The organism is Myxococcus sp. AB025B, from assembly GCF_006518215.1.
GTDB lineage: Bacteria > Myxococcota > Myxococcia > Myxococcales > Myxococcaceae > Myxococcus > Myxococcus fulvus.
This window is the reverse complement of record NZ_SRLW01000006.1, coordinates 22,641-42,075: the sequence shown is the minus strand read 5'-3', so window position 1 is coordinate 42,075 and position 19,435 is coordinate 22,641. Positions and strand designations below refer to the sequence as shown.

Annotated in this window: 19 protein-coding genes; all 19 read right to left on the bottom strand. The window is 70.5% G+C overall.

The genetic code is table 11. The annotated features are described in order from the left end of the window. Positions 1-13 precede the first annotated feature (13 nt). On the bottom strand, positions 14-1,717 hold the full coding sequence (locus tag FL311_RS02065) for a choice-of-anchor R domain-containing protein (protein WP_141323105.1): 1,704 nt from the start codon (positions 1,715-1,717) through the stop codon (positions 14-16). 26 nt (positions 1,718-1,743) lie between these two features. Next, on the bottom strand, positions 1,744-1,953 hold the full coding sequence (locus FL311_RS02060; protein ID WP_141323104.1) for a hypothetical protein: 210 nt from the start codon (positions 1,951-1,953) through the stop codon (positions 1,744-1,746). Then, complete coding sequence (locus tag FL311_RS02055) at positions 1,950-3,698, bottom strand: tail fiber domain-containing protein (RefSeq protein WP_141323103.1); 1,749 nt, start codon at positions 3,696-3,698, stop codon at positions 1,950-1,952. The genes FL311_RS02060 and FL311_RS02055 overlap by 4 nt, the downstream gene beginning before the upstream one ends. Next, positions 3,695-5,089, bottom strand: coding sequence for a hypothetical protein (locus tag FL311_RS02050; protein WP_141323102.1), 1,395 nt, complete (start codon positions 5,087-5,089; stop codon positions 3,695-3,697). The genes FL311_RS02055 and FL311_RS02050 overlap by 4 nt, the downstream gene beginning before the upstream one ends. Continuing rightward, complete coding sequence (locus FL311_RS02045) at positions 5,086-6,654, bottom strand: baseplate J/gp47 family protein (protein ID WP_141323101.1); 1,569 nt, start codon at positions 6,652-6,654, stop codon at positions 5,086-5,088. Before FL311_RS02045 ends, FL311_RS02050 begins: the two co-directional genes overlap by 4 nt. Next, positions 6,651-7,139, bottom strand: coding sequence for a hypothetical protein (locus FL311_RS02040; protein ID WP_141323100.1), 489 nt, complete (start codon positions 7,137-7,139; stop codon positions 6,651-6,653). Before FL311_RS02040 ends, FL311_RS02045 begins: the two co-directional genes overlap by 4 nt. Positions 7,140-7,185: 46 nt before the next feature. Further along, positions 7,186-7,596: a GPW/gp25 family protein gene (locus tag FL311_RS02035; RefSeq protein ID WP_141323099.1), complete on the bottom strand. Its 411-nt coding sequence runs from the start codon at positions 7,594-7,596 to the stop codon at positions 7,186-7,188. Then, positions 7,596-8,246, bottom strand: a complete 651-nt coding sequence (locus FL311_RS02030) for a hypothetical protein (RefSeq protein WP_141323098.1) — start codon at positions 8,244-8,246, stop codon at positions 7,596-7,598. Before FL311_RS02030 ends, FL311_RS02035 begins: the two co-directional genes overlap by 1 nt. A 2-nt stretch (positions 8,247-8,248) precedes the next feature. Further along, complete coding sequence (locus FL311_RS02025) at positions 8,249-8,881, bottom strand: phage baseplate assembly protein V (RefSeq protein WP_141323097.1); 633 nt, start codon at positions 8,879-8,881, stop codon at positions 8,249-8,251. Then, entirely contained in the window at positions 8,878-9,423 is a 546-nt protein-coding gene (locus FL311_RS02020) for a hypothetical protein (RefSeq protein ID WP_141323096.1), read from the bottom strand. Before FL311_RS02020 ends, FL311_RS02025 begins: the two co-directional genes overlap by 4 nt. After that, the gene (locus FL311_RS02015) at positions 9,420-10,304 is read right to left on the bottom strand and encodes a hypothetical protein (RefSeq protein ID WP_141323095.1); all 885 of its coding nucleotides are present in this window, start codon (positions 10,302-10,304) and stop codon (positions 9,420-9,422) included. The genes FL311_RS02020 and FL311_RS02015 overlap by 4 nt, the downstream gene beginning before the upstream one ends. A gap of 1 nt (position 10,305) precedes the next feature. After that, positions 10,306-11,334, bottom strand: coding sequence for a hypothetical protein (locus FL311_RS02010; RefSeq protein ID WP_141323094.1), 1,029 nt, complete (start codon positions 11,332-11,334; stop codon positions 10,306-10,308). Between the two features lie 3 nt (positions 11,335-11,337). Beyond that, a complete protein-coding gene (locus tag FL311_RS02005; protein ID WP_141323093.1) occupies positions 11,338-11,877 on the bottom strand; it encodes a hypothetical protein in 540 nt (179 codons plus the stop codon). A gap of 1,646 nt (positions 11,878-13,523) precedes the next feature. After that, positions 13,524-14,390, bottom strand: coding sequence for a hypothetical protein (locus FL311_RS02000; protein ID WP_141323092.1), 867 nt, complete (start codon positions 14,388-14,390; stop codon positions 13,524-13,526). Between the two features lie 3 nt (positions 14,391-14,393). Then, positions 14,394-14,783: a hypothetical protein gene (locus FL311_RS01995; protein ID WP_046713998.1), complete on the bottom strand. Its 390-nt coding sequence runs from the start codon at positions 14,781-14,783 to the stop codon at positions 14,394-14,396. A 15-nt stretch (positions 14,784-14,798) separates the two neighbouring features. Continuing rightward, on the bottom strand, positions 14,799-16,169 hold the full coding sequence (locus FL311_RS01990; RefSeq protein ID WP_141323091.1) for a phage tail sheath C-terminal domain-containing protein: 1,371 nt from the start codon (positions 16,167-16,169) through the stop codon (positions 14,799-14,801). A gap of 147 nt (positions 16,170-16,316) precedes the next feature. Further along, positions 16,317-16,823, bottom strand: coding sequence for a hypothetical protein (locus FL311_RS01985; protein WP_141323090.1), 507 nt, complete (start codon positions 16,821-16,823; stop codon positions 16,317-16,319). Between the two features lie 165 nt (positions 16,824-16,988). Further along, positions 16,989-17,465, bottom strand: coding sequence for an MEKHLA domain-containing protein (locus tag FL311_RS01980; protein ID WP_141323089.1), 477 nt, complete (start codon positions 17,463-17,465; stop codon positions 16,989-16,991). 28 nt (positions 17,466-17,493) lie between these two features. Next, a complete protein-coding gene (locus FL311_RS01975; RefSeq protein ID WP_228556624.1) occupies positions 17,494-19,221 on the bottom strand; it encodes a thiamine pyrophosphate-dependent enzyme in 1,728 nt (575 codons plus the stop codon). Positions 19,222-19,435 lie beyond the last annotated feature (214 nt).

Genomic DNA, 19,435 nt, shown 5'->3' with positions numbered 1-19,435 from the left:
GGATGGGGGCTCGCTATCTCGGGAAGAGCGCGTACGTCTCCTGCCGGGGGATGACGACCTGGAGTCCGGAGAGGGTGACCTCACCGGCCACGCGGGACTGGACGATGAGCTCGAGCGGTGGTGCTTCGCCCGTTCCACCGGGCGGAGTGAGCACCGCCAGCGCCTGGGCGTCCAGGTGGACGACGCCGTCACCATCCGGTGTCACGTCGAGCACCTTCGTGCCCCAGCGCAACTGGAGCCGGGGCGGTGGCGGCGGCACGGGCGCGAAGGGGCGGAGGCGGGGACGGGCGCAGGCCCAGAGCGGCGCGGCTCCCGGGGCCTCTCCGGGCAGCTCGCTGTCGCGCGGCAGCCAGGGGCCGGTCGGCTCGGTGCGATGCAGCGTGGTGTCCGGTGTCACCGCTCCCGGCTCGGGTGTGCCGGACGCGGGCTCGAGGAGGCTCCAGAGGACCTCTCCCTCGTCGGTGGTGACGACCACCCACCAGCGCCCCTTGTTCAGCGCGAGGGGCTTGGGGAGCGTGAAGGACACCCAGCGCGCGGTCCACGGCGGAGGCCCCGACGCCTCGAGCAGCAGTGGCACGGCGCTCCCCGGGAGCGGTGCCTCGTCGGGCCGGTCGTGCACGTCCGCGTGGAGGGCGACGGTGCCCGTCACCTGGCGCGTCCCCGGGCGCAGGTGGAGGTCCACGGCCGTCAACGCCCCCGGAGCACGCGACGCGATGAAGGCCTGTGCGGCGGAGCGCCCGGAGCCGCAGCGATGAGCGCGCGAGGGCCGCGCGGGTGGACGCGGAATCAGCGGCAGGTGCTCGTCGCGCAAGGCGTGGCGCACGTGGAAGCGCACCTCCGACAGCGCGCGGTCCCTTGGGACGGAGACGCTCGCGATGGCGGTGCCGTCCGTGTCCAGCGCGAGCGTCCGCTCCTCGGCGCCGTCGCTGAAGCGCCGGATGTCATCGAGCGTGTCCAGCGCGAGCCGGACGCGGTCGAACATGCCCAGGCCGGAGGCGCGCAGGGACACCGTCACGCGGCCCGCCTCGAGGTTCGCGGGCCAGGCGCGCTGGAGCGCCTGGGTGAGCACGTCCTCCATCACCAGCTCCTGGCGCGCGTTCATCGGGAGCGCCTGGTGGAAGAAGAGCGCGCCCGAGCCCGTACCCGCGGAGGCGGTGAGGTCCGGCGGACGCGCGGGCGCGCGCAGGGTGAGGCTCGCGAGCTTCGTCGCCGACAGCGTCTTCGGCGTCCCCAACGGAGGATGGGAGTTGTTCGCCTCCACGAACTCCACCAGCAGGCGGCTGGCGAAGATGCCCGGCAGGGGCTCCACGGCGTTGACGCCCACGGTGTCGGACGGCGTGGGCGGATACCAGGCGCCGCCCTCCGCGATGCTGAGGCGGCCCTTCTTGGCCGTCTGGGTCGGTGACGCCGGAAGGGTCAGCTCCATCGAGGACAGGGGCCGCCGAGAGCCCCAGTCCAGGCTGAGCCAGGTGATGGCCTGGCTCGCGTCCACCACGTTCTGCCCGGTGCTCGTGGCCAGCGTGGCGGTGGGAATCAGGTTCACCGTCACGTCGTCGCCCGGGGCGCGCAGGGCGAGCGACGCGCGCAGCAACACCACCCCCGCCGGCACCTCCAGCGCGACGACGAGCCCGGCCGGGTCCACCGGCACCTGCGCGGGCGTGGGAGGAGTGGCCGTTCCGGTATAGGTCAGCGTGGCGCCGACGCGCGTGTCGCTCATGGCAGGAGTCTCTGCGCCGCGGGGCTTCAGCGCGCGGCGTGCGGGAGGTTCGTCACGGTGGCGTTGTTCGCCTCGTCGGCGGGCAGGAGCTCCTGGAGCACCTGCATGGCGCCCTCGATGCGCAGCATCGTCTGCACCAGCCCCGTGCGCTTCGCGTCCAGCTCCGCGAGCATCTTCTGTCCCGCCTCGTGCTCGGCCTTGAGGTCCGCGAGACGCTTCTCGATCTGGCTCTTCATCCGTGCTGCTCCTGGTCGTGGAGGCGCTGCTCCAGCGCCTCGATGCGTGTGTCGTAGTGCGCCTTGAGCTCCTGGAGCGCCGCGATGGCCAGCACGCTGAAGGCCTCGTACGCGAGCCCCTTGAGCGGCTTGCCGTCCTCGAGCATGGGCGCGTCCGAGACGAGCTCCGGGAACAGGGGCTCCACCTCCTGCGCGACGAGCCCCAGCTGGTGATGGCCCGTGGACTTCAGGTCGAAGCTCACCGGGCGCAGCGCGAGCACGCGCGGGAGGATGCCCTGGAGCGACTCGATGTTCTCCTTGAGCTGGACGTCGGAGAACTTATGCCACTCACCATCCTGGGGCATGTAGCGGCCGTTGCCGCTGCTGTGGAACATGTGGAAGGTGCCCTGGCCCTCGTACGCGATGTCGATGTAGCGACCGGAGGTGTTCTCGCTGAGGCGGATGCCCACGTTCGCCTCGCGCTGCTGGACATGCAGGGGGGCCGAGGGCCGCGCCGCGCCGATGCCGACGTTGCCGTTGACGATGCACAGCCGCTCCGCGGTCCCCTGGAAGATGGCGAACGCGTCCCCTGGGTCGTTCTCGACGCCGATGACCAGCCGGCCATTCTCCTCGTCGCCCGGGAGCGGATTGGGGAGCCGGTAGTAGCGGATCCACGCGCCGTCGCCCGCGCCACCGAAGGCGTCCACGGGGAACTGGATGCCATTGCCCGTGGAGTTCCCGATGGAGGGCGTGATGGCGCCGCTGACGCGCAGGTTGCCCCCCTGGACGTCCAGCCGCGCGCCCGGCGTCTGCGTGCCGATGCCGATGTTCCCATCCGCGTTCATCCACAGCGTCGACGTGTTGTTGACGATGAAGGAGAACGCGTTGTTCGCGCGCGCACCCACGTCCCAGAACAGGCCGGAGGCCGTGCCGCCGCTCAGGCCATAGCGGATGGAGGCCCGCGACTCGCCCTTGTGCCAGACGACGTGGGGGTTGTTGATCATCAGCCCCGCGGCCTGCCCCGCGCCGATGGTGACGTGGGACATGCCAGGGGACCAGTCGCTGGTCAGGTTCACCACGAAGCGGTCGAACCCGGACGCGCCCCCCGGCAGCCGCACGTCCAGCGCGCCCTGCGGATCGTTGGTGTTGAGCCCCACGCTTCCGCCGGCCTTGATGTGCAGCCGAGGCGTGCCCGGGCCCGAGCCCGTCTCCGGGTCTCCTCCGTCCTCGGTGATCTGCAAGCCCAGCGCCGCCGAGCCGGGCTCTCCGCGCACCTGCCAGCTCTTGGTTCGGGTGCGCAGGAGCATGGACGCGCCCTCCGCGCCGCCCATCGTCTTGACGACGAGGCCGATGCCCCAGGTCTGGCTGCCCGAGGTGCGCACCTCCAGGGGCGCGGGGGCCTCGGTGTTCGGCGGTGCCACCACCAGCAGGCGCTTGGTCCCCGGCGCCGCGCCGATGCCCACGTTGGCGTTCACCGTCAGCGGGCCACTCAGGGTGCCCCCCGTGAGGGACAGCTTCTGGGCCTCCAGGTCCAGGAAGCGCGTGGTGACGTCGACATTCCTCACCACGAGGGTGTCGGTGGCCTCGACGCGGGTCACCTTCAATATGGCGGAAGGGGAGATGCTGTCGCCCGCGAGCTGCTTGCCATCCAGGCCGCCGCGGTGGGTGTGGTTGTGGATCTCCGCTCGCGCCTGCAACTGCATGTTGTTCCAGGTGTCCGCGAGGATGGGGTCACCGGGACGGGCGGGGTAGTAGGGCTGACTCATGGCTGGAACCTCGAGGTATCGAAACGGGTGCCGTCGAAGACGCCACCCCAGGTCAGCGACTCCTGGGGCGCGGGGAACTGTTCATGCAATTCGATGTGGGAGCCGAACGACGTCAGCGCGTCGGCGGGGACGAGCCGCTCGGAGAAGTCCGCCTCCAGCACGACGCCCAGCGGGCCCTCGCGCGCCACGAGCGCCTCGGCGGGCATGGGCAGCGTCAGCTCGATGCGCGTGCGCACGCCGGCGCACCGTCCGTACTCCAGCGCGGCGGTGAGCTCCTGCACCAGCCCTGGCAGTCCGGGCGTCACGCCCTCCTCGTTCGGCTCCAGCAGGTGCGGCGGGATGTGGTCCGCGGGGATGCGCAGCGAGAAGGTGGCGGGGGACACCTCCGTCCAGTCGAAGCGCAGCTCCAACGGCGGGGTGTCCCGCTGGGGCAGGGCCTGGGCCTCGGCCTCGAGCACGTCCTCCTCGCTCCACCCGAGCAGATAGGCGCGCACCTCGGGCCGCTCCAGCGTGCCGTAGGTCCAGTGACTCTCGCCGGGCGGCAGCTCCGGCAGCCGATGGTCCTCCTTGAACACGGAGAAGCGGGAGTCCACCGCGTCGAAGCGCGTCGGTGGGCTCGTCCCGTTCTCGTCGGAGAAGCGGGTGGGGTGGGCCAGGATGATGGGCCGCTCCACGGGGACGCCGTCGAGCATGGGCGCGAAGCCGTCCCGCAGCTTCAGCGTGGCGCCCTGGGGGATGCGGCCCAGGTAGATGAGGTCGAGCCCGGACTCCGCGTGCCGCAGGATGGGGACCGCGACCTCGCGCGAGGTGGCGCGCAGGGTGATGGTGGGCATCGCCGTCGCGAGCCCCGCGTTCGTGGTGAGCAGCCGCTGGCCGCCGCTCACGTCGCGGAAGCCGGCGGTGGCGGGCGTCTGCGGATTGTCCACCAGCTCCAGGGTGAGCGGCCGGAAGGTGCCGTCCTTCCGGGGCACGACGAGCCGGGCCACCGTCCGGCCCTCCTCCCACGTCACCGCCGGAGGTTGCCGCGCCATGTAGACCAGGGAGACCAGGCGCAGCAGCGCGGACGCCGAGCCCAGGCCCGTGCGGTGCAACTCCACCACCGTCGCCAGTCGCGTGCGGAAGTACTCGGCGGACTCACCCCGGCGGGGCAGCAGCCCGTGGAGCGCCCCGAGCCGCCCCAGCTCGGAGAGAGCCTTGTCCGCGGGCGACTCCGCCACGGCGAAGCCCCGGGCCAGGGTGTACCAGCGCGAGCGCATCAGCCGCGTCAGCCCGCCCTCCATCTGCTCCAGCTCCAGGGCGAGCGTGGAGAAGAACTCGTTGAGCTTCGTCCCCGATTGGAGGACCGGGGGAAGGTAGCCGACCATGCGGCGTCTGCGCTGGTCCGCGCTCATCCGACCCCCACCAGCTCCGCTCCGCCGAACACGAGGCGCAGGTCGGCGGACACCTCGAGCTGCGTCACCTCCTCGGTGAGCGCATTCGCGGACGGGGCGGAGACCAGGGCCACCGTGGTCCCCGACGGCAGCGTGACGTCACAGCCGAGCAGCCCCGCGACGTGGGCCTGCGAGCGCAGCGCCTCCTCCAGCTTGCCGCGCGTGAGGTACGTCGGGAGGGTGGGGCGCTGCTGCGCCTCCTCGGTGAGCCGCGCCGCGTGGACCTCCATCGCGCCGCGCAGCGCGTCGCGCACCTGCTCCGCCGTGCGCGTGTCGCCCTGGGCGAGCGTGACGACCAGGTCCAGCCGCCACGTCGGGGGGCGCAGCCGGGTGATGCGTGGCGGCTTGCGCACCAGGTCCACGCGCGCGGCCTCGAGCGACTCCAGCCGCCAGTCCCGGTTGGCCCCATACAGGCGGCTGGTGGACTCCAGCACGAGTGTCTTCTCGAGCGCGGCCTCGGAGGCGGTCCCCCACACGTACGTCTCCACCTGGATGTCGGAGATGCGCCGCACCGCCGGGTCGCCGTAGAACAGCGCCTCCAGCTTGCGCCGGCTCACCGACGCGCCCACGGGCAGCTCCCGCATATAGCTGGACAGCTTCTGCTGGAGCTCGCGGCGCAGCCGGTCGAACGTCGCCTCGTCCATGGCGTCGTCGTTCGGCTCCACCTTGAAGTCGAGCAGGAAGAAGATGGTGCGCGCATAGCGCAGCCGCACCAGGATGCCCGCGGCCTTGGACTCGCGGATGGCGGCCTCGACGCGCCGGACGCCCTCGACGTCCGACTCGAAGTCCGTGTCGCCCACCAGCACGTCGACGACGCCAGGCGGCGCGTCCGCGGGCTCTCGCACCGTGACGTGTTGGACCCCTTGCTTGCGCACCGCCGCGGCGATGGACTCCAGCGTGCCCTTCTCGCCGTCGCGCATCGCGGTGCGCGCGCGGGCGCGCAGGTCCGTGTCCGTCTCGTCCTCCGAGTCCCGGCGCAGCGGGGCCGGGTTGGAGACGGCCTCGATGCCCAGGATGGGCCGGGGCATCAGCGTCAGCTGGAAGGGGTTGATGACGGGGGGCGCCTGACGCGCGTCCTCGTCGTCCGACTGGACCTCCTGCACCGGGATGAGCACGCGCGTGTCGCCCTTGCGCAGCGTGGCGTCCTCCCGCGTCTCGAAGAGGGGCAGGGGCTGGCCGTCCGCCGCCATGCCCGTCACCTGGCGTCCGGCGGGGATGCCGATGTCCTCCGGCGCGGGCGCGGCGCGGCTGAGCTCCACCTCCCCGGTGAGGCGTCCGGCGCGTGCGCGCGTGAGGCCCAGCACGGCCACCACGTTGTCCAGCGCCGCGCCCTCGGCGGTGTCCAGGTAGCCCGAGCGGTGCGCCAGCTCCATCATCGCGTAGAACGTCGCCATCTCCCGCGCGTACGCCTCCGCGAGGGTCCGAGCCATGCCTCCGGCGTTGGGGTCCGTTCCGGCCCCCATGTTCGCCAGCAGCCGCTCGACGATGGCGCTGAACGTGGTCGTCTCCGGAGGGATGAGGCTCAAAAGGAGATCTCCCACGTCATCTTCATGACCATGTTGGAGCCCCGGTTGACCTCCTCGAAGCGCACGCGGTTGAAGAGGATGGGCGCCCCCGTCCCCAACGTGACGAGGATGCCGGCCTCCGTCAGGGGCTGGACCGTGGACTGGGCCGGCGGCGGGGGCAGGGTGGCCGTCACCAGGGCGCGCACCGTGCTGGTGCCGTCGCCGAGGATGACCTCCTCCACCTTGGGCGCGGTGTCCGCGGCCAGGTCCACCTGGTTGTCGAGCTTGATGTTGGAAGGCATCGGCTGCGTGGTGCCGGTGCCCACGGCGATGGACCAGCTCGTGGTCAGCGCGTTGACGCGCCCCATGAGCAGCTCCGCCACCAGCCGCTTGCCGGCGATGGTGATGAGGTTGGGGACCTTGCGGCGCTCCATCAGCGTGCCGTCCAGGTTCAAGAGCTCCAGGGTCAGCACTCCGTTCATGCCCTGCGTTTCCTTGCCGTTCATCACGCTCTCCCGAAGTCGTGTCCGTACCCCGTGTGTCCCGCCGCGCTCAGCCCAGGTCGAGCGACAGCCCCAGCTCCACCGGGTCGCCGGTGATGGCGCGGATGCGCGCCCGCACCTCCACGGCCCCCGGGAGGTCCGGCCGCGCGGAGACGGTGAGCTGCAGCACCTCGTCCACGCGCGGGTCCTCCTTGATGGCCTGCCGCACGTACCTGCGCAGCAGGTCCAGGTTGGCGCGGTCCAGCGGCTCGCCGATGAGGTCCGCCACCCGGCTGCCGTAGCGCTGGTGGCCCAGCTGCTCCAGGTGTCCGCGGTAGACGAGCAGCCGCATCGTCAGGGCCTGGATGAGGTTGTCCTTGCCGCTCACCGTCGCGGCGCCGCCGTCGTCGGACCAGTCCAGGTCCACGCCGCCCGACTCCTTGAAGGAGAGCCGCAGGTCGGTCTTGAGCGCGTCCGCCATCAGAGCAACCTCCCCGGGCCCGCGGTGGCGCCGGGCGAGCTGGGGATGCCCGGGGCGACCTTCAGGCGCGTCATCATCTGCGTGAGCGCGTCGGCCAGCGTCTGCGCCATCGCGCCCGCCAGGTCCGGCGCGTTCTCTCCCCGGATGCCACCGGCCTGGAGGAAGCCGAGCGCAATCGGCTGGAGCATGGGCTTGGCGGGCGCGGCGCCCATGAGGCTGCCCGGCGACGTGGTGGTGAAGCCCGCGATGGCCATCCCCGGCGCCACCATCACCGTCGTGGTGAAGAGCACCAGGGCCTGCTCCACCGTCTGCGCGATGGCCTTCGCCAGCGCGTCGCGCTGCTCGCCGTTGAGCTGGTTGGACGCGAGCAGGCCCTTGGCGATGGGCTCTATCTGCGACGCGCCGGGGCCGCCCGCGGGCGGGGGCAGCATCATGCCGGGCCCCGCGGTGCTGCCGGCGCCCGGCGGCGGAGGCGCGGCGGCGGGGATGCCTGGTGACACGATGGCCATGTTCGCGAAGAGGGTGAACGCCTGGCCGCACGCGTCGCCGAGCGCGGTGGCCAGGTCCGGGGCGTTCCCTCCCCGGAGCCCCGCGGACTGCATGGCGCCCTTCGCCAGGCCGCCTATCTCGCTTCCGCTCGGTGCGGGCATGGTTACTTGGCCTTCACGTCCTGCGAGCCCTTGAGCGGCGCGCCGGTGAAGTAGCACTTGTGGCTCTGCTCGGTGATGACGCCGCTGCCGCCCTTGCCCAGGTCGATCTTCCCGGACGCGTCCACCGTGCAGTCGGTGCACTTGAGCTGCACGTTGCCCTCCACCTCCAGCGACAGGTCCGTCTTGCCCTTGATGGTGATGACGTCGTCCTGCTTCACCGTGACGACGGTCTCCCCGGCGGTGATGACCACCGACTGCTCCTGGTCGATGGCGATGGACGTCTTGCCGTTGGGGGGCGAGACGACGCGCCACTCGTCCGCCTCGTGGATGGGCGGGTTGAGCGTGTCCGAGTAGAGCCGGCCGGTGATGACGGGGCGGTTGGGGTCGCCGTTGAGGTACGTGATGACGACGAGGTCCCCGGCGTGCGGCGCGCTCACCATGCCCAGGTGCGGCGTCGCGATGGGCACGCGGCGCAGCTCCAGGCCGCTCTCGCGCAGCTTCACGTTGCACTCGTGGTTGTGCGCGTCGCCGTCCGCGTGCGGGAAGGCGCTCGTCACCACGCCCAGGTCTCCCAGGCGCAGCGAGGCCAGCTCGTCGCGGATGATGGCGCGGATGATGGTGACCAGGTCGCTCATGCTCCGCCTCCCACGAGCTGGGGCGCGCCGGACGGCAGGGCGGTGAACGACTCGGTGCCGGGGGCGACGAGCGCTTCGGCCAGCTCCTTCAGCGTGTCCTTCAGGTCGATGACGGCCCCGCGCAGCGACGCGAGGGACTGCTTGGGCAGGTAGCCCTGGAGGACGACGGTGACGCCCGCGCGGATCTTCTCCAGGAGCTGGTGCGCCGCGTGCGCCGCGCCCGCCAGCGGGGCCAGGGGCTCCAGACCCATGTCGCGCATCTCCTGTTCGGACTTCTCGCCCAGCGCCTTGAGTCCATCGAGCGCGGGGTCCAGCGCGTCGAGCAGGTCCGGGATGGCCGCGACCTGCTCCAGCTTGCCGATCCACGTGATGATGAAGTCCAGCGCCTTGTCCATGCCGTCGAGGACGACCTTCACGGGGGCGCCGATGCCGCACTTGCGCACCAGCCGGACGATGGCGGCGACGGTCTTGGACTCGAGCAGCTCGTCCAGCGCGTCGATGAGCCGGGTGATGCCATCCACGATGTCGGCCGTCGTGCTCACGGGAGTTTCTCCAGGTCCTTGAAGGGGCCGAGCGGATCGAACCCGCTGATGACCTCGCCCAGGGCGACGGCCTCCTTGCCCACGCGCTGGACCTTGGCGAGGAAGTCCCCGGCGCCGGCGATGTCCTTGATGATTGCGAGCGCGTCGCCCAGGTCCAGGCCCGTCATCTGCTCCAGGATGTTGATGCCCTCGGTGGCGAGCTTCTCGATGAACTCGCCCAGGCTCCCCGCCTGGCTGAGCGACTGCACGAAGCCGATGATGGCGCCGGGGTTCACCTTGCCGAGCTTGCCGAGCAGGCTGCTGAAGTTGCCTCCGGTGAGCGATCCCCTGGTGCCGTTGACCACCGAGCCCAGCTCGTCCGGCGACAGGTGGCCGAGCAGCTCCGGGTTCGCGTCCACCGCGTCCATGAGCGTCTCCGGCTTCTGGAGCACGCCCGCGGCGTCCGTGGAGCTCCTGGCCCAGGACCGCGCATCCTGGGAGACGGCGTCATTCACCGCGCCCACGCCCGCGTCCGCCTTGGCGGGGGGCTCGACGTACTCCTTCACGCGCAGGAAGAAGCTGAAGCGGCTCTGGTGGCCCGCGAGCTGGCGCACCTGGAAGTCCGCGATGAGGACGTCGGTGAGGTCCGCGCCGGCGATGGCGTCCGAGGCGAACGACAGGGGCGTCGCCTTCATCTGCGCCTGGCGCAGCTCCTCCAGCGCGGCCTGCGGGTCCTCGCCGAGCAGCAGGCCCTCCATGACCACGGTGACGGGCTCGCGGCCCAGGTCCTGGAAGACGCTGCCGGCCTGACCGGGCACGCGCTGCTGGACGAGGTTGCGCGCGTCCTCGGTGTAGATCTTCGTGAGCCCGATGAGCTCGATTCTTCCGATGCGGACGGGCATGTCAGAGCTCCATCCGGGTGGTGAAGCCCGTGCGGGCGTCGAGCTGGTGGCGCACGGTGCGCACGCGGAGCACCTGTCCGGAGAGCAGGTCCTCCACGGGGTGTCCCTGGGGGATGTCCGTCACGGCGATGAGGTCTCCGGGTTGGACGGCGGGCGCGCCGAGCACGACGAGGAAGCCCTGGAGCTTGCGTGACGCCAGCGCGGTGACGCGGCCCTTGGCCTGCGCGGAGGCGCTGTCACCGCTGCGCACGGCGCCGTCCTTCACCTCGCGCGAGTGCTTGCCCACGGAGCCAGCGCGGACCTGCCCCTGGTCACCCAGCGCGGCCTTGCCGTGGATGGGGGCGACGTCGTCCACCAGCCAGTGGGCCTTGCTGTCGCCCTGGGAGCTGGCTGCGCCCTCGCCCCAGACCTCGAAGCCGTCGATGGCGGGGAGCGCCTGGTGCAGCTGCGTGCGCAGCACCTGGGTGCGGTAGACGAACGTGTGGTCCGCGCCGCCCTTCCTGGGCGCGGAGAAGTGCACCTGGCCTCTTCCGTTCGTGAAGACGTCGAAGCCGCACTGTTCGGCCAGGCGCTGGATGTGGCGCAGGGCGCGAGGGCCGCGGTGGAGCACGTAGCTGGGGAACGTCAGGCCGTCCTCGACGGTGCCCGCCTTCGCGCTCGCGAGCCCGAGCAGGTCCCGCACGATGGCGCCCGCGGACATCTGCTCGTAGGCGCCCGTGGCGTCGATGCGCGCGAGCTGGGTGAGCGCGTCGCCCCCGATGACGACGGCGGAGTCCGCGGCGGCGCGGGCCTCCAGCACCTGTCCGGTGAAGACGGTGACGGAGCCGTCACCCGGGTCCAGGGCGATGGTGGTGGACTCGCCGGGAGCGGGGAGCCCCGCGTCGGAGGGGACGAGCTCCACGGTGCACCGTCCGCCCACGCCGTCCATGGTCAGCTCGCTGGAGATGGAGCGGACCAGGGCCTGTCCCTGTCGGGAGGAGTTGGAGGCCCGGAGCGAGCCGATGCTCACCGTGTATCCGATGCCGGCCATGGCTCAGACCTCCAGTCCGTGGCGACGCGCCGACTCGCGGAGGATGTCCACCAGCGCGTCCTCCAGCGTGCGCCGGTCCATGCCCGTCGCCGCGTTGTCGGTGCCGACCTGCACGCTCACGTTGAACGTGTTCTGGACGGGGGCGCTGGTGTTGGGCTCGGTGCTCGGGGCGGGGACGGAGAGCTGTCGCGCGTGCTCCAGCATCGGCGCCATCGCGTGGGAGACCTCACGCGAGAGGGGGAGCACCGGCTGGGGGGAGGGCGCGGCAGCGGGCGACGGCGCTTCGGGAGGCGCGAACGTGAGTCGGGACTTGGGACGAGCGTGGGGAGTCGTGGGCGACGGCGGTGTGGGAGACAGCAGCTGCACGACGCGCGGGCGTGGGGCGACGTCCGCGCTCGTGGGAGTACCGCTCGCGGCGGGCGAGGGGAGGGGGACCTCGAAGGCTCGCTCGTGCGGAGCCGGGAGGTTCGTCGCATCGGCGACGAGCGGCGGCGCGGAGGTTGGCGCGGGCACGGCGGCGCTGCTGGGAGGCAGGGCTCTCATGAGCCGGACGACCTGTCGCTTCGGCGAGGCCGGGTCCGTGGACTTGACGGTGATGCGGAGTCCTTCCGGTGCGGGTCTTGTTGCGGCGGAAGCAACGGGCGTCCCGGCGGAGACCTCGGGCCCTCGGGGAACGCTGGCGTGCGGCGATGCATCGGGGCGCGGTCCCACGGAGACGGACAGGGGCGTCGTGGCCATGCCGCTTTGGTCATCGCTCGCGAACATCGAGGTGTCGGAGGACCACCCCCTCGGAGCTGGAGAAGCTCCGAGGGACTCGGACGCCCGCGACGCAACTCCGTGCTGCATGAGCGGAGCGTGGTCTCGTGTCGCGGAAGCACCGGTTCGCACCGAGTCACCCGACGAGGCGTGAGACGCGGACGCTTCAGGGGAGAGCCCCCGAGCGGGGAGGGCGGCTTCGCTCGATGACGCAAGCGATGTGAGGTCGGATGCCCCATGCGCCGCATCACGGGATGAGGCCCAAGACGGGCTGGAGGCCGCTGCTCCATCTGCTGCGTGACTCGCGACGGGACCGTGCCGAGCCTCGCGCGTCGCAACCATCGAGAGCGCAAGAGCGCGCGTCCCATGGGCTGTGTGACTCGCGCGCGAAGCGTGCTGCATCTCACGCGTCGCATCCGTTGAGAGGGCGAGGTCGCGTGTCCCCTGCGCAGTGTGACTCGTGGAAGGAGCCTGCTGCGCCTTGTGCGCGGCATCCGCGGAGGGGACGAAGTCGCGCGGCCCAGGCGCAGTGTGACTCGCGAAAGGATCTTGCTGGGCTATGTGAGCGGCATCCGCCGAGGGGACGAAGTCGCGCATCCCAGGCGCAGTGTGACTCGCGGAAGGAGCCTGCTGGGCCTTGTGCGTGCCCTCCGTCGAGAGGGCGAAGTCGCGCGTCCCAGGCGCTGTGTGACTCGCGGAAGGAGCTTGCCGCGCCTTGTGCACGCCATCCGTCGAGAGGGCGAAGTCGCGCGGCCCAGGCGCTGTGTGACTCGCGGAAGGCTCCTGCTGGGGCATGTGCGCGGCCTCCGTCGAGAGGGCGAAGTCGCGCGGCCCAGGCGCTGTGTGACTCGCGGAAGGAGCCCGCTGGGCCTTGTGCGCGGCCTCCGTCGAGAGGGCGAAGCCGCGCGGCCCAGGCGCTGTGTGACCCGAGGAAGGGCCTTGGGGGGCCATGTGCGCGGCCGCCGTCGAGAGCGCGAAGTCGCGCGTCCCATGCGCTGCCTGACTCGCGGCCACGCCCCGCTGGAGCTTGTGCGTGGCATCCGTCGAGAGGCTGTTCGGAACGGATGCTCGGGACGCAAGCCCCCGCGTCTCACTCGATGGGGAGAGGGGTGCTCGTTGGGGCGGCTCTACGTCCCTCGACGAGAGGCCTGAGGACGCCTCGTGTCCATGCGCGGGCTTCAAGAGGGCTCCGTCATTCGCCATGACGAGCGCTCCGGACCGCATGTGGCTTGACGGGTTCGGAGTGCGAGCCAGGCGGGATGCGTCGGTTCCAGCTGTCGCGCTCGCGACGTTCTCCTCGGCTGGCCCGGGACGTGGCTCCTCGACGGGGCGCGGGAGGGGCGCGCCGATCTGCCGCGCGACCCCTTCGAGTGCACGCAGCGCCGGGGTGCGCAGGCGAGAGGTCAGCTCCGCGGTGGTGAACGTCGTTCGCATCAGTCGTCCTCCACCTGGATGACCACCGCATCGGGAAAGTCGGACAGCCGCGGGGCCCGCGATGCGGGGGCCTGCCGCGGAGGCGGAGCAGGAGGCTCCGTGAGCTTCAACATCGTCAGCAGTCGGTCCACCTCGGAGGCGGGCGTCGCCCAGACCTGGGCGGGAGTCCACCCCAGGGCACGGCACAGCTTCAGCGTCATCTCCGCGAGGACCCGGGCCTGCTTGCCGGGCGCCTCCAGCATCCGGTCCTCGGGACTCGCGGCGTCCGCGTTGACGGTGACCACCGCCTCCAGCAGCGCCGCGGTGGTGGCGCCGTCCAGCGACTCCAGCGCCACCGGGGGAGCCCACTCGACGACCGACGCGTCGAGCATCCCGCGCAGATACCGCTCCAGGCTCAGCTCGCGGGCGCCATCGGCCAGCGTGACCAGGCTCGCCTCGAGCACCTGGGTGCGCTCGGCGAACGTCCAGGGGCGCAGCCGGGCACGCACCTCGCCCACCTGCCGCCATCCCTCGGGTAGCACCCCGACGGACGGCTCGCGAAGTCCACACAGCGCCCACCACAGCGCGAGCGGCGCCAGCTCCGTGAAACGCGACTCCGCAACGCCCGAATCCCGCAGCACGTCGAGCGCGAAGCCCTCCGCGTCGAAGTCCAGCCTGGCGCCCTCCAGCCGCGCATGCGAGTCCAGCGCGCGCAGGTGCGCCCCGAAGCCCCACCGTCGGAGCGGGACGCGCTCCCCGGTGGCGACCTCCACCTCGATGCTCCGCGAGGAGTCATCGGTGTGGAGGCGGAAGCGCCGGCCGTCGATCTCGATGGAGAGCGACGCTCCGGGCGACTCCGTGTGTGGGCTCGCGGGCGCCTCCCTCACGGACTATTCCTCGCGCAGGCGGGTCGCCGTGAAGGCGTACGTCGTGGCGGCGCTGCCGTGGGCGTCCATCTGGAACGACTTGCTCTCCACGAAGCAGTCGTCGAAGGACAGGGTGCGCGTGTCGTCCGTGCCCTCGGTGCGCTTGAGGTTGGCCACCAGTTGGAACTTGCCGCGCGCGTCGAGCAGCGAGTCCAGCTTCACGGCGGCGGAGCGGATGACCAGCTCACCGATGACGGTGCGCAGGCCGAAGATGACGTCCACGCGCTCGTTGGAGCCGATGGCGCGGATGTCCTCGCGCTCCGTGACCACCCGGAAGGCGAGCGACTGGAGGCCGTCCACGGCCTCGCCGTCGACGAGGATGCTGCTACGGTTGGCTGAGAATACCGTTGGCATCGATGCGTTCCCTCATCAGACCTGGACCGTGATGGTCGCGTAGATGTAGTCGATGGCGCGCACGGGCCTGACGGCCATGTTGACCCTCACGATTCCGAGCGCGAAGTCCTGCTGCGACGAATAGACCTCCACCTTGAAGGCGGGGTCCTTCCCGTCGGTGGAGGGGACGATGGCGCCGTCCTTCTCCATCTGCACCAGCGCTTCCACCAGCTTCTGCTTCAGCGCGCTGCGCCCGTCCGCGTTGTTGAGCAACCCGATGAACAGGTCGCCCACCATCTTCAGCGTGCGCACCGCGCGGTCCGCCACGCGGCGCACGTTGATCTGATCTCCATCCGTCGTCAGACCCCGCACGACGATGGTGCCCCGGCCGCGCTCCGTGACCACCGGCACCACGAAGGCCCTGAGCAGCGCCTTCTGCTCCTCCACGCTCAGGGACAGCTCGTTCAACCCGGACACGCGCTTGAACGTGGGCGACTGGTGCGGCGTGAGGCCGCCCACCATGCCCGCCACCGCGCCCACCACGCCGTGCGGCGCGACGAGCACGAACCTGTCACTCACCAGGTTGGAGGCCAGCTGCGCGGTCTCCTCCAGCGTCCCCGTGGGGGGGATCTGTCCGAAGCCCAGGCGCCCCTTGCTCTCGCCGCTCAGCGCGTTGCAGTGGCTGATGACATCGCCATAGATGCGCGACAGCTTGGCCCTGTCCGTGAAGTCCTGCACCGCGGCCAGCACCAGGTCCACGTCGGGGTGGTCCTTCAGCTTCCCCAGCGCCGTGGCGTACTCGTCCGGCGACGCGTCCTTGCCGCCCGCCAGCGTGTACGTGCCCGCCGTGGGCCAGCCCACGCCCTTCGTCGTGTCCACGCGGATGAACGACGAGGTGTCCAGCGTCGACACCAGCCCCGCCGAGTTCACGTTGCGCAGCACCTCCGCCGCGCCGCTCGCCGGGTGGATGACCTCCAGGTCGAACGACACCGTCTTGTCGATGTTGTCCCGGTAGCTCACCTTGACGGTGATGCCGTTGGCCCACGGGCCGGCGACTCGCGCCTGGAACGTCGCGCCATACTTCTCCCCGGTGGAGCCGGAGGGATACTTGCTCGCATCCGGCGGCGCGGTGATGGTCGCGCTCGTCCCCGCCGTCGCGGCGAGCGGTGAAATCACCAGCTCCGACACACCGTTGTCCAATGCCTGCCGCGCCTCCGGGAGGCTGTAGGCGCTCGCGCGCCCGGCCACCTCCAGGAACCGCGACCAGCTGCTGGCGCGTATCACCTTGCCCTGGGCTGACTCCAGGAAGCCGGTGATACCGAGAACCCCCGACGGCGCGAGCTGTTGGGGCAACACTTCCTTGACGACCGTGACCTGGACACCGGGAATGATGAGACCTGTGGCCATACGCTCCCCGACCCTCGTGAGCGAGGGGGTATCGAACCCTGCTCAGGGTGCAGGTTCCCCGGACCGTGTCACTGGGCACACGCCCACCCCGACCGGGGCACGGTCCTATTCAATGACTGGTTGATTTTGAGCCGACGACGTCTGGAATCAGGGATTGGTGGCGGGAATCTGCACGCCCGTCTTGCGCAGCGCCGCGAGCGTCGCCGGCAGCAGCGTGGACGCCTCGTTGATGAGCGCCTTGCCCACGTTGAGCAGCAGGTCGACGATGGCGACGATGTGCTCGACGCCCGCTCCCACGAAGTCGACGATGATGTTCAGGAAGCGCTGTCCCGTCAGCGCCAGGTTCCGCGCCGAGTCCGGCAGCAGGTCCAGCGTGGAGTTCACCAGGTCGCGCCCGGCCTCCAGCACGTTCTTGATGGAGTCCACCACGTTGGGGTCCATCAGGGGCTTGATGAGCCCTTCCACCTGCTTGAGCACCGAGCTCAGGACGTTGCGCACCGGCGTCCAGATGACAGCAATCTTGTCGGTGATGCTCTTGAAACCCGAACCGCTCACCGCCAGATACAGCTTGTACAGCGCCTGCTCGACCTGGATGGCGATGTTGTCCACCGTGGCCAGGGCGTCGGATACGTTCGCCGCTGCGTCTGCTGCCATGGAATGTCCCCCTCGGATGATTTGAGTGCGCTCATGCGAAACATGAACGCACACGGAGAGTATGTGAGGGAACACTCCGGATTCAAGGTTTTATCGGGTAGGCAACAAAACAGCGTTTCACCCTACCAGGCTTGAGTTGTCGCGAGTGACCCATGCGAGGGCCTTCTAGAGCGGCGCGGGCCAGACGAGCGCGCCCAGGCCCAGGTGGGCTCCTTGCGCGTCATGGACGAGCCACAGCTCCACGTCGTGAATCCTGAACAGCTCCCCGCCCTTGGTGACGCGGATGCCGGAGTAGCCCTTCATGAAGCCGCGCTCCTGGACGGATTGAATCAGGGCGGCGCGCTCCTGCTGGCCGTCGGGTGGCGCGCTGAGCCGAGCGGGCGTCTGGAGGAACTCGTCGGCGGAGTAGCCGAACTGCCGGGACGCGGCGGCGTTGGAGTAGAAGTAGACCGGCTCTGGCTGGGTGTCCTGGGCCAGCAGCATGAAGGGCGCCTGGGTGTGGACCCACGAGAGGCGGGTCGGGTCGGAGACGTGCTCGAGGTGGGGAGGGCAGAAGCCGACGCCCAGGGGCTTGTTGAAATATCGCCGGTAGGTGGTGTCGAGCAGCTTCAGGAGAGGCATCACCTCATGGATGGCTTTCATCGGGGTTTCTCCGGGCAAGCGCGGGCGGTCAGAGGTTGCCGGCGCGGGGGTTGAGGCCGAGCACCTGTTCGCTGTCGACGGGGATGGTCACCAGGATGGACTGCCCCGCGCGAGCACGGTGGAGGCTCAGGATGGCGTCCAGGTTGGTGAGGTCTGGCTTCAGCTCGAACCCCACCCAGCCACAGGCGCGAGCGATGTCGCCGAACTCCATGGGGGTGAGCTGGGTGTGACGGCGCGAGGCCTGGATGCCCGGGAGGATGGTGGGCAGGGCCTGCTCGACGATGCCGTAGCTGGAGTTGTCGAGCACGAACAGGAGCAGGTCCAGGTGGCTCGCCTCGGAAAGACATCCCGCGAAGAGCCGGAAGCAGCCGTCGCCGGTGAAGCCGACGACGTGGCTGTCGGGGCTTGCCAGTCGCGCGCCGATGCACAGGCCCAGCACATTGCCCATGGCCGAGCCCCGATAGAGTGAGAAGAAGCGCGCGTTCGGATGGGGGCGCTGGGTGACGTATTGCCGGTCCTTGTAGGAAAGACAGACATCATCGAAGCCGAGTGTCCCCGGAGCCCAGCGGGAATCCAGCTGGGTGAAGAGCTGGCGCAGGTCCACGAAGCCAGGACGGGGTGGGGGGCGCGGCGTGTGGTTGAGGTTCGCGGGCGCGGGGGAGGCGCGTCGGGTTCGCGGAGGGCTGTGCTCCAGGTGCTCGACGAGCGCATGCAGGGCGCTGTCCAGGGGCGTCACCCATTGATGGAACTCGTGCCGCGCGCGGTGGGCGAAGCTGCCGTCGAGCTGGCCGTAGCCGTCCTCGATGGACGTGACGACGAACGTCTTCCCGGCGGGGTAGGGCTGGAGGTTGACGGTGTATTCGTCCGGACAGGCTCCGAGCACCAGGAGGACATCTTCCTCGCCCAGGCCCTTCCAGACGTCCATGGCCGCGTCGTTGCCCCCGAAGCAGATGTAGCCATGGCCCCACGGGTTCTGTCGTTCGACACCGTTGGCGCCGTTGATGCTCCAGACGAGCGAGGCTCCGAGCTGCTCACACAGGCGGGTGGTGAGCTTCGGTGCCCCCGGCGCGCGCGCCAGCTCCTCGCCAGCGAGGATGACGACGCGCCGCCCCTCCGCCGCGGCGTGGAACGTCTTGACGAAGTGACGGACGTCCTCCGGCTTCGCCTCGGGTGGACGGAGCGGGTGGAATTGGCAGGACTCCTCGCCGCTGGGGAGCTTGAGGAGGTTCGGCTCGATGACGAGCACGATGGGCTTGGACTGCTGGAGCCGGTGCTGGGCCTGGCGCAGCTGTGGGATGAGGGTGGCGGGCTGGTCGAGCACGAACACGCCCCCGGGGAGCTCCGCCTGGAGCTGGGGAACGATGTTGCTGCCGAGCGGGGAGGTGTCCTGGAGCGGGCTGAGCCCCGGACTCTTCGTGGAGCACAGGGGCACCAGGAAGACCGCCGGGATTTCATGCAGCTTGGCGTCGCTCAAGCCGCAGGACAGCAGCTTGGTCGCCGCGCCCGTGGTCGCGACGCAGCATCCCAGCCCGCCCGTGGCGAGATAGCTGCCCAGGGGTGTGAAGCCCGCGGCGTACTCGCCCAGCGTGAAGAACCAGGGAGCCTCCTCGCCGCGCGGCTCCTCCCGTCGTCCTGGATGGGGCTCCAGGTTCTGGAGGAAGTGCAGCAGGCCGCCACCCGTGACGCCAGTGCAGGTCGTGACGCCCCAGGCCCGCAGCGCGGACAGGAGCACGTCATAGCCACTCGGTCGCTTCATTGGATTGGTTGTCATGAGCACCAGGATAGGGGTGCGAGCATTTGTCTGCACGACTGTGTTTGTGAGGGATGGGAGCATGACAGGGCCTCCCTGCGGGCAATGGTCGTGTCGAATGTTTGTATTTGATTTTGCGTGGATGACTTGTTTCAGGGCGGGGCTCTCAGCGGGCCGTGTCATGCGGGCTCGTCCGGGTGCGGCATGCGGGCCCAGGCAA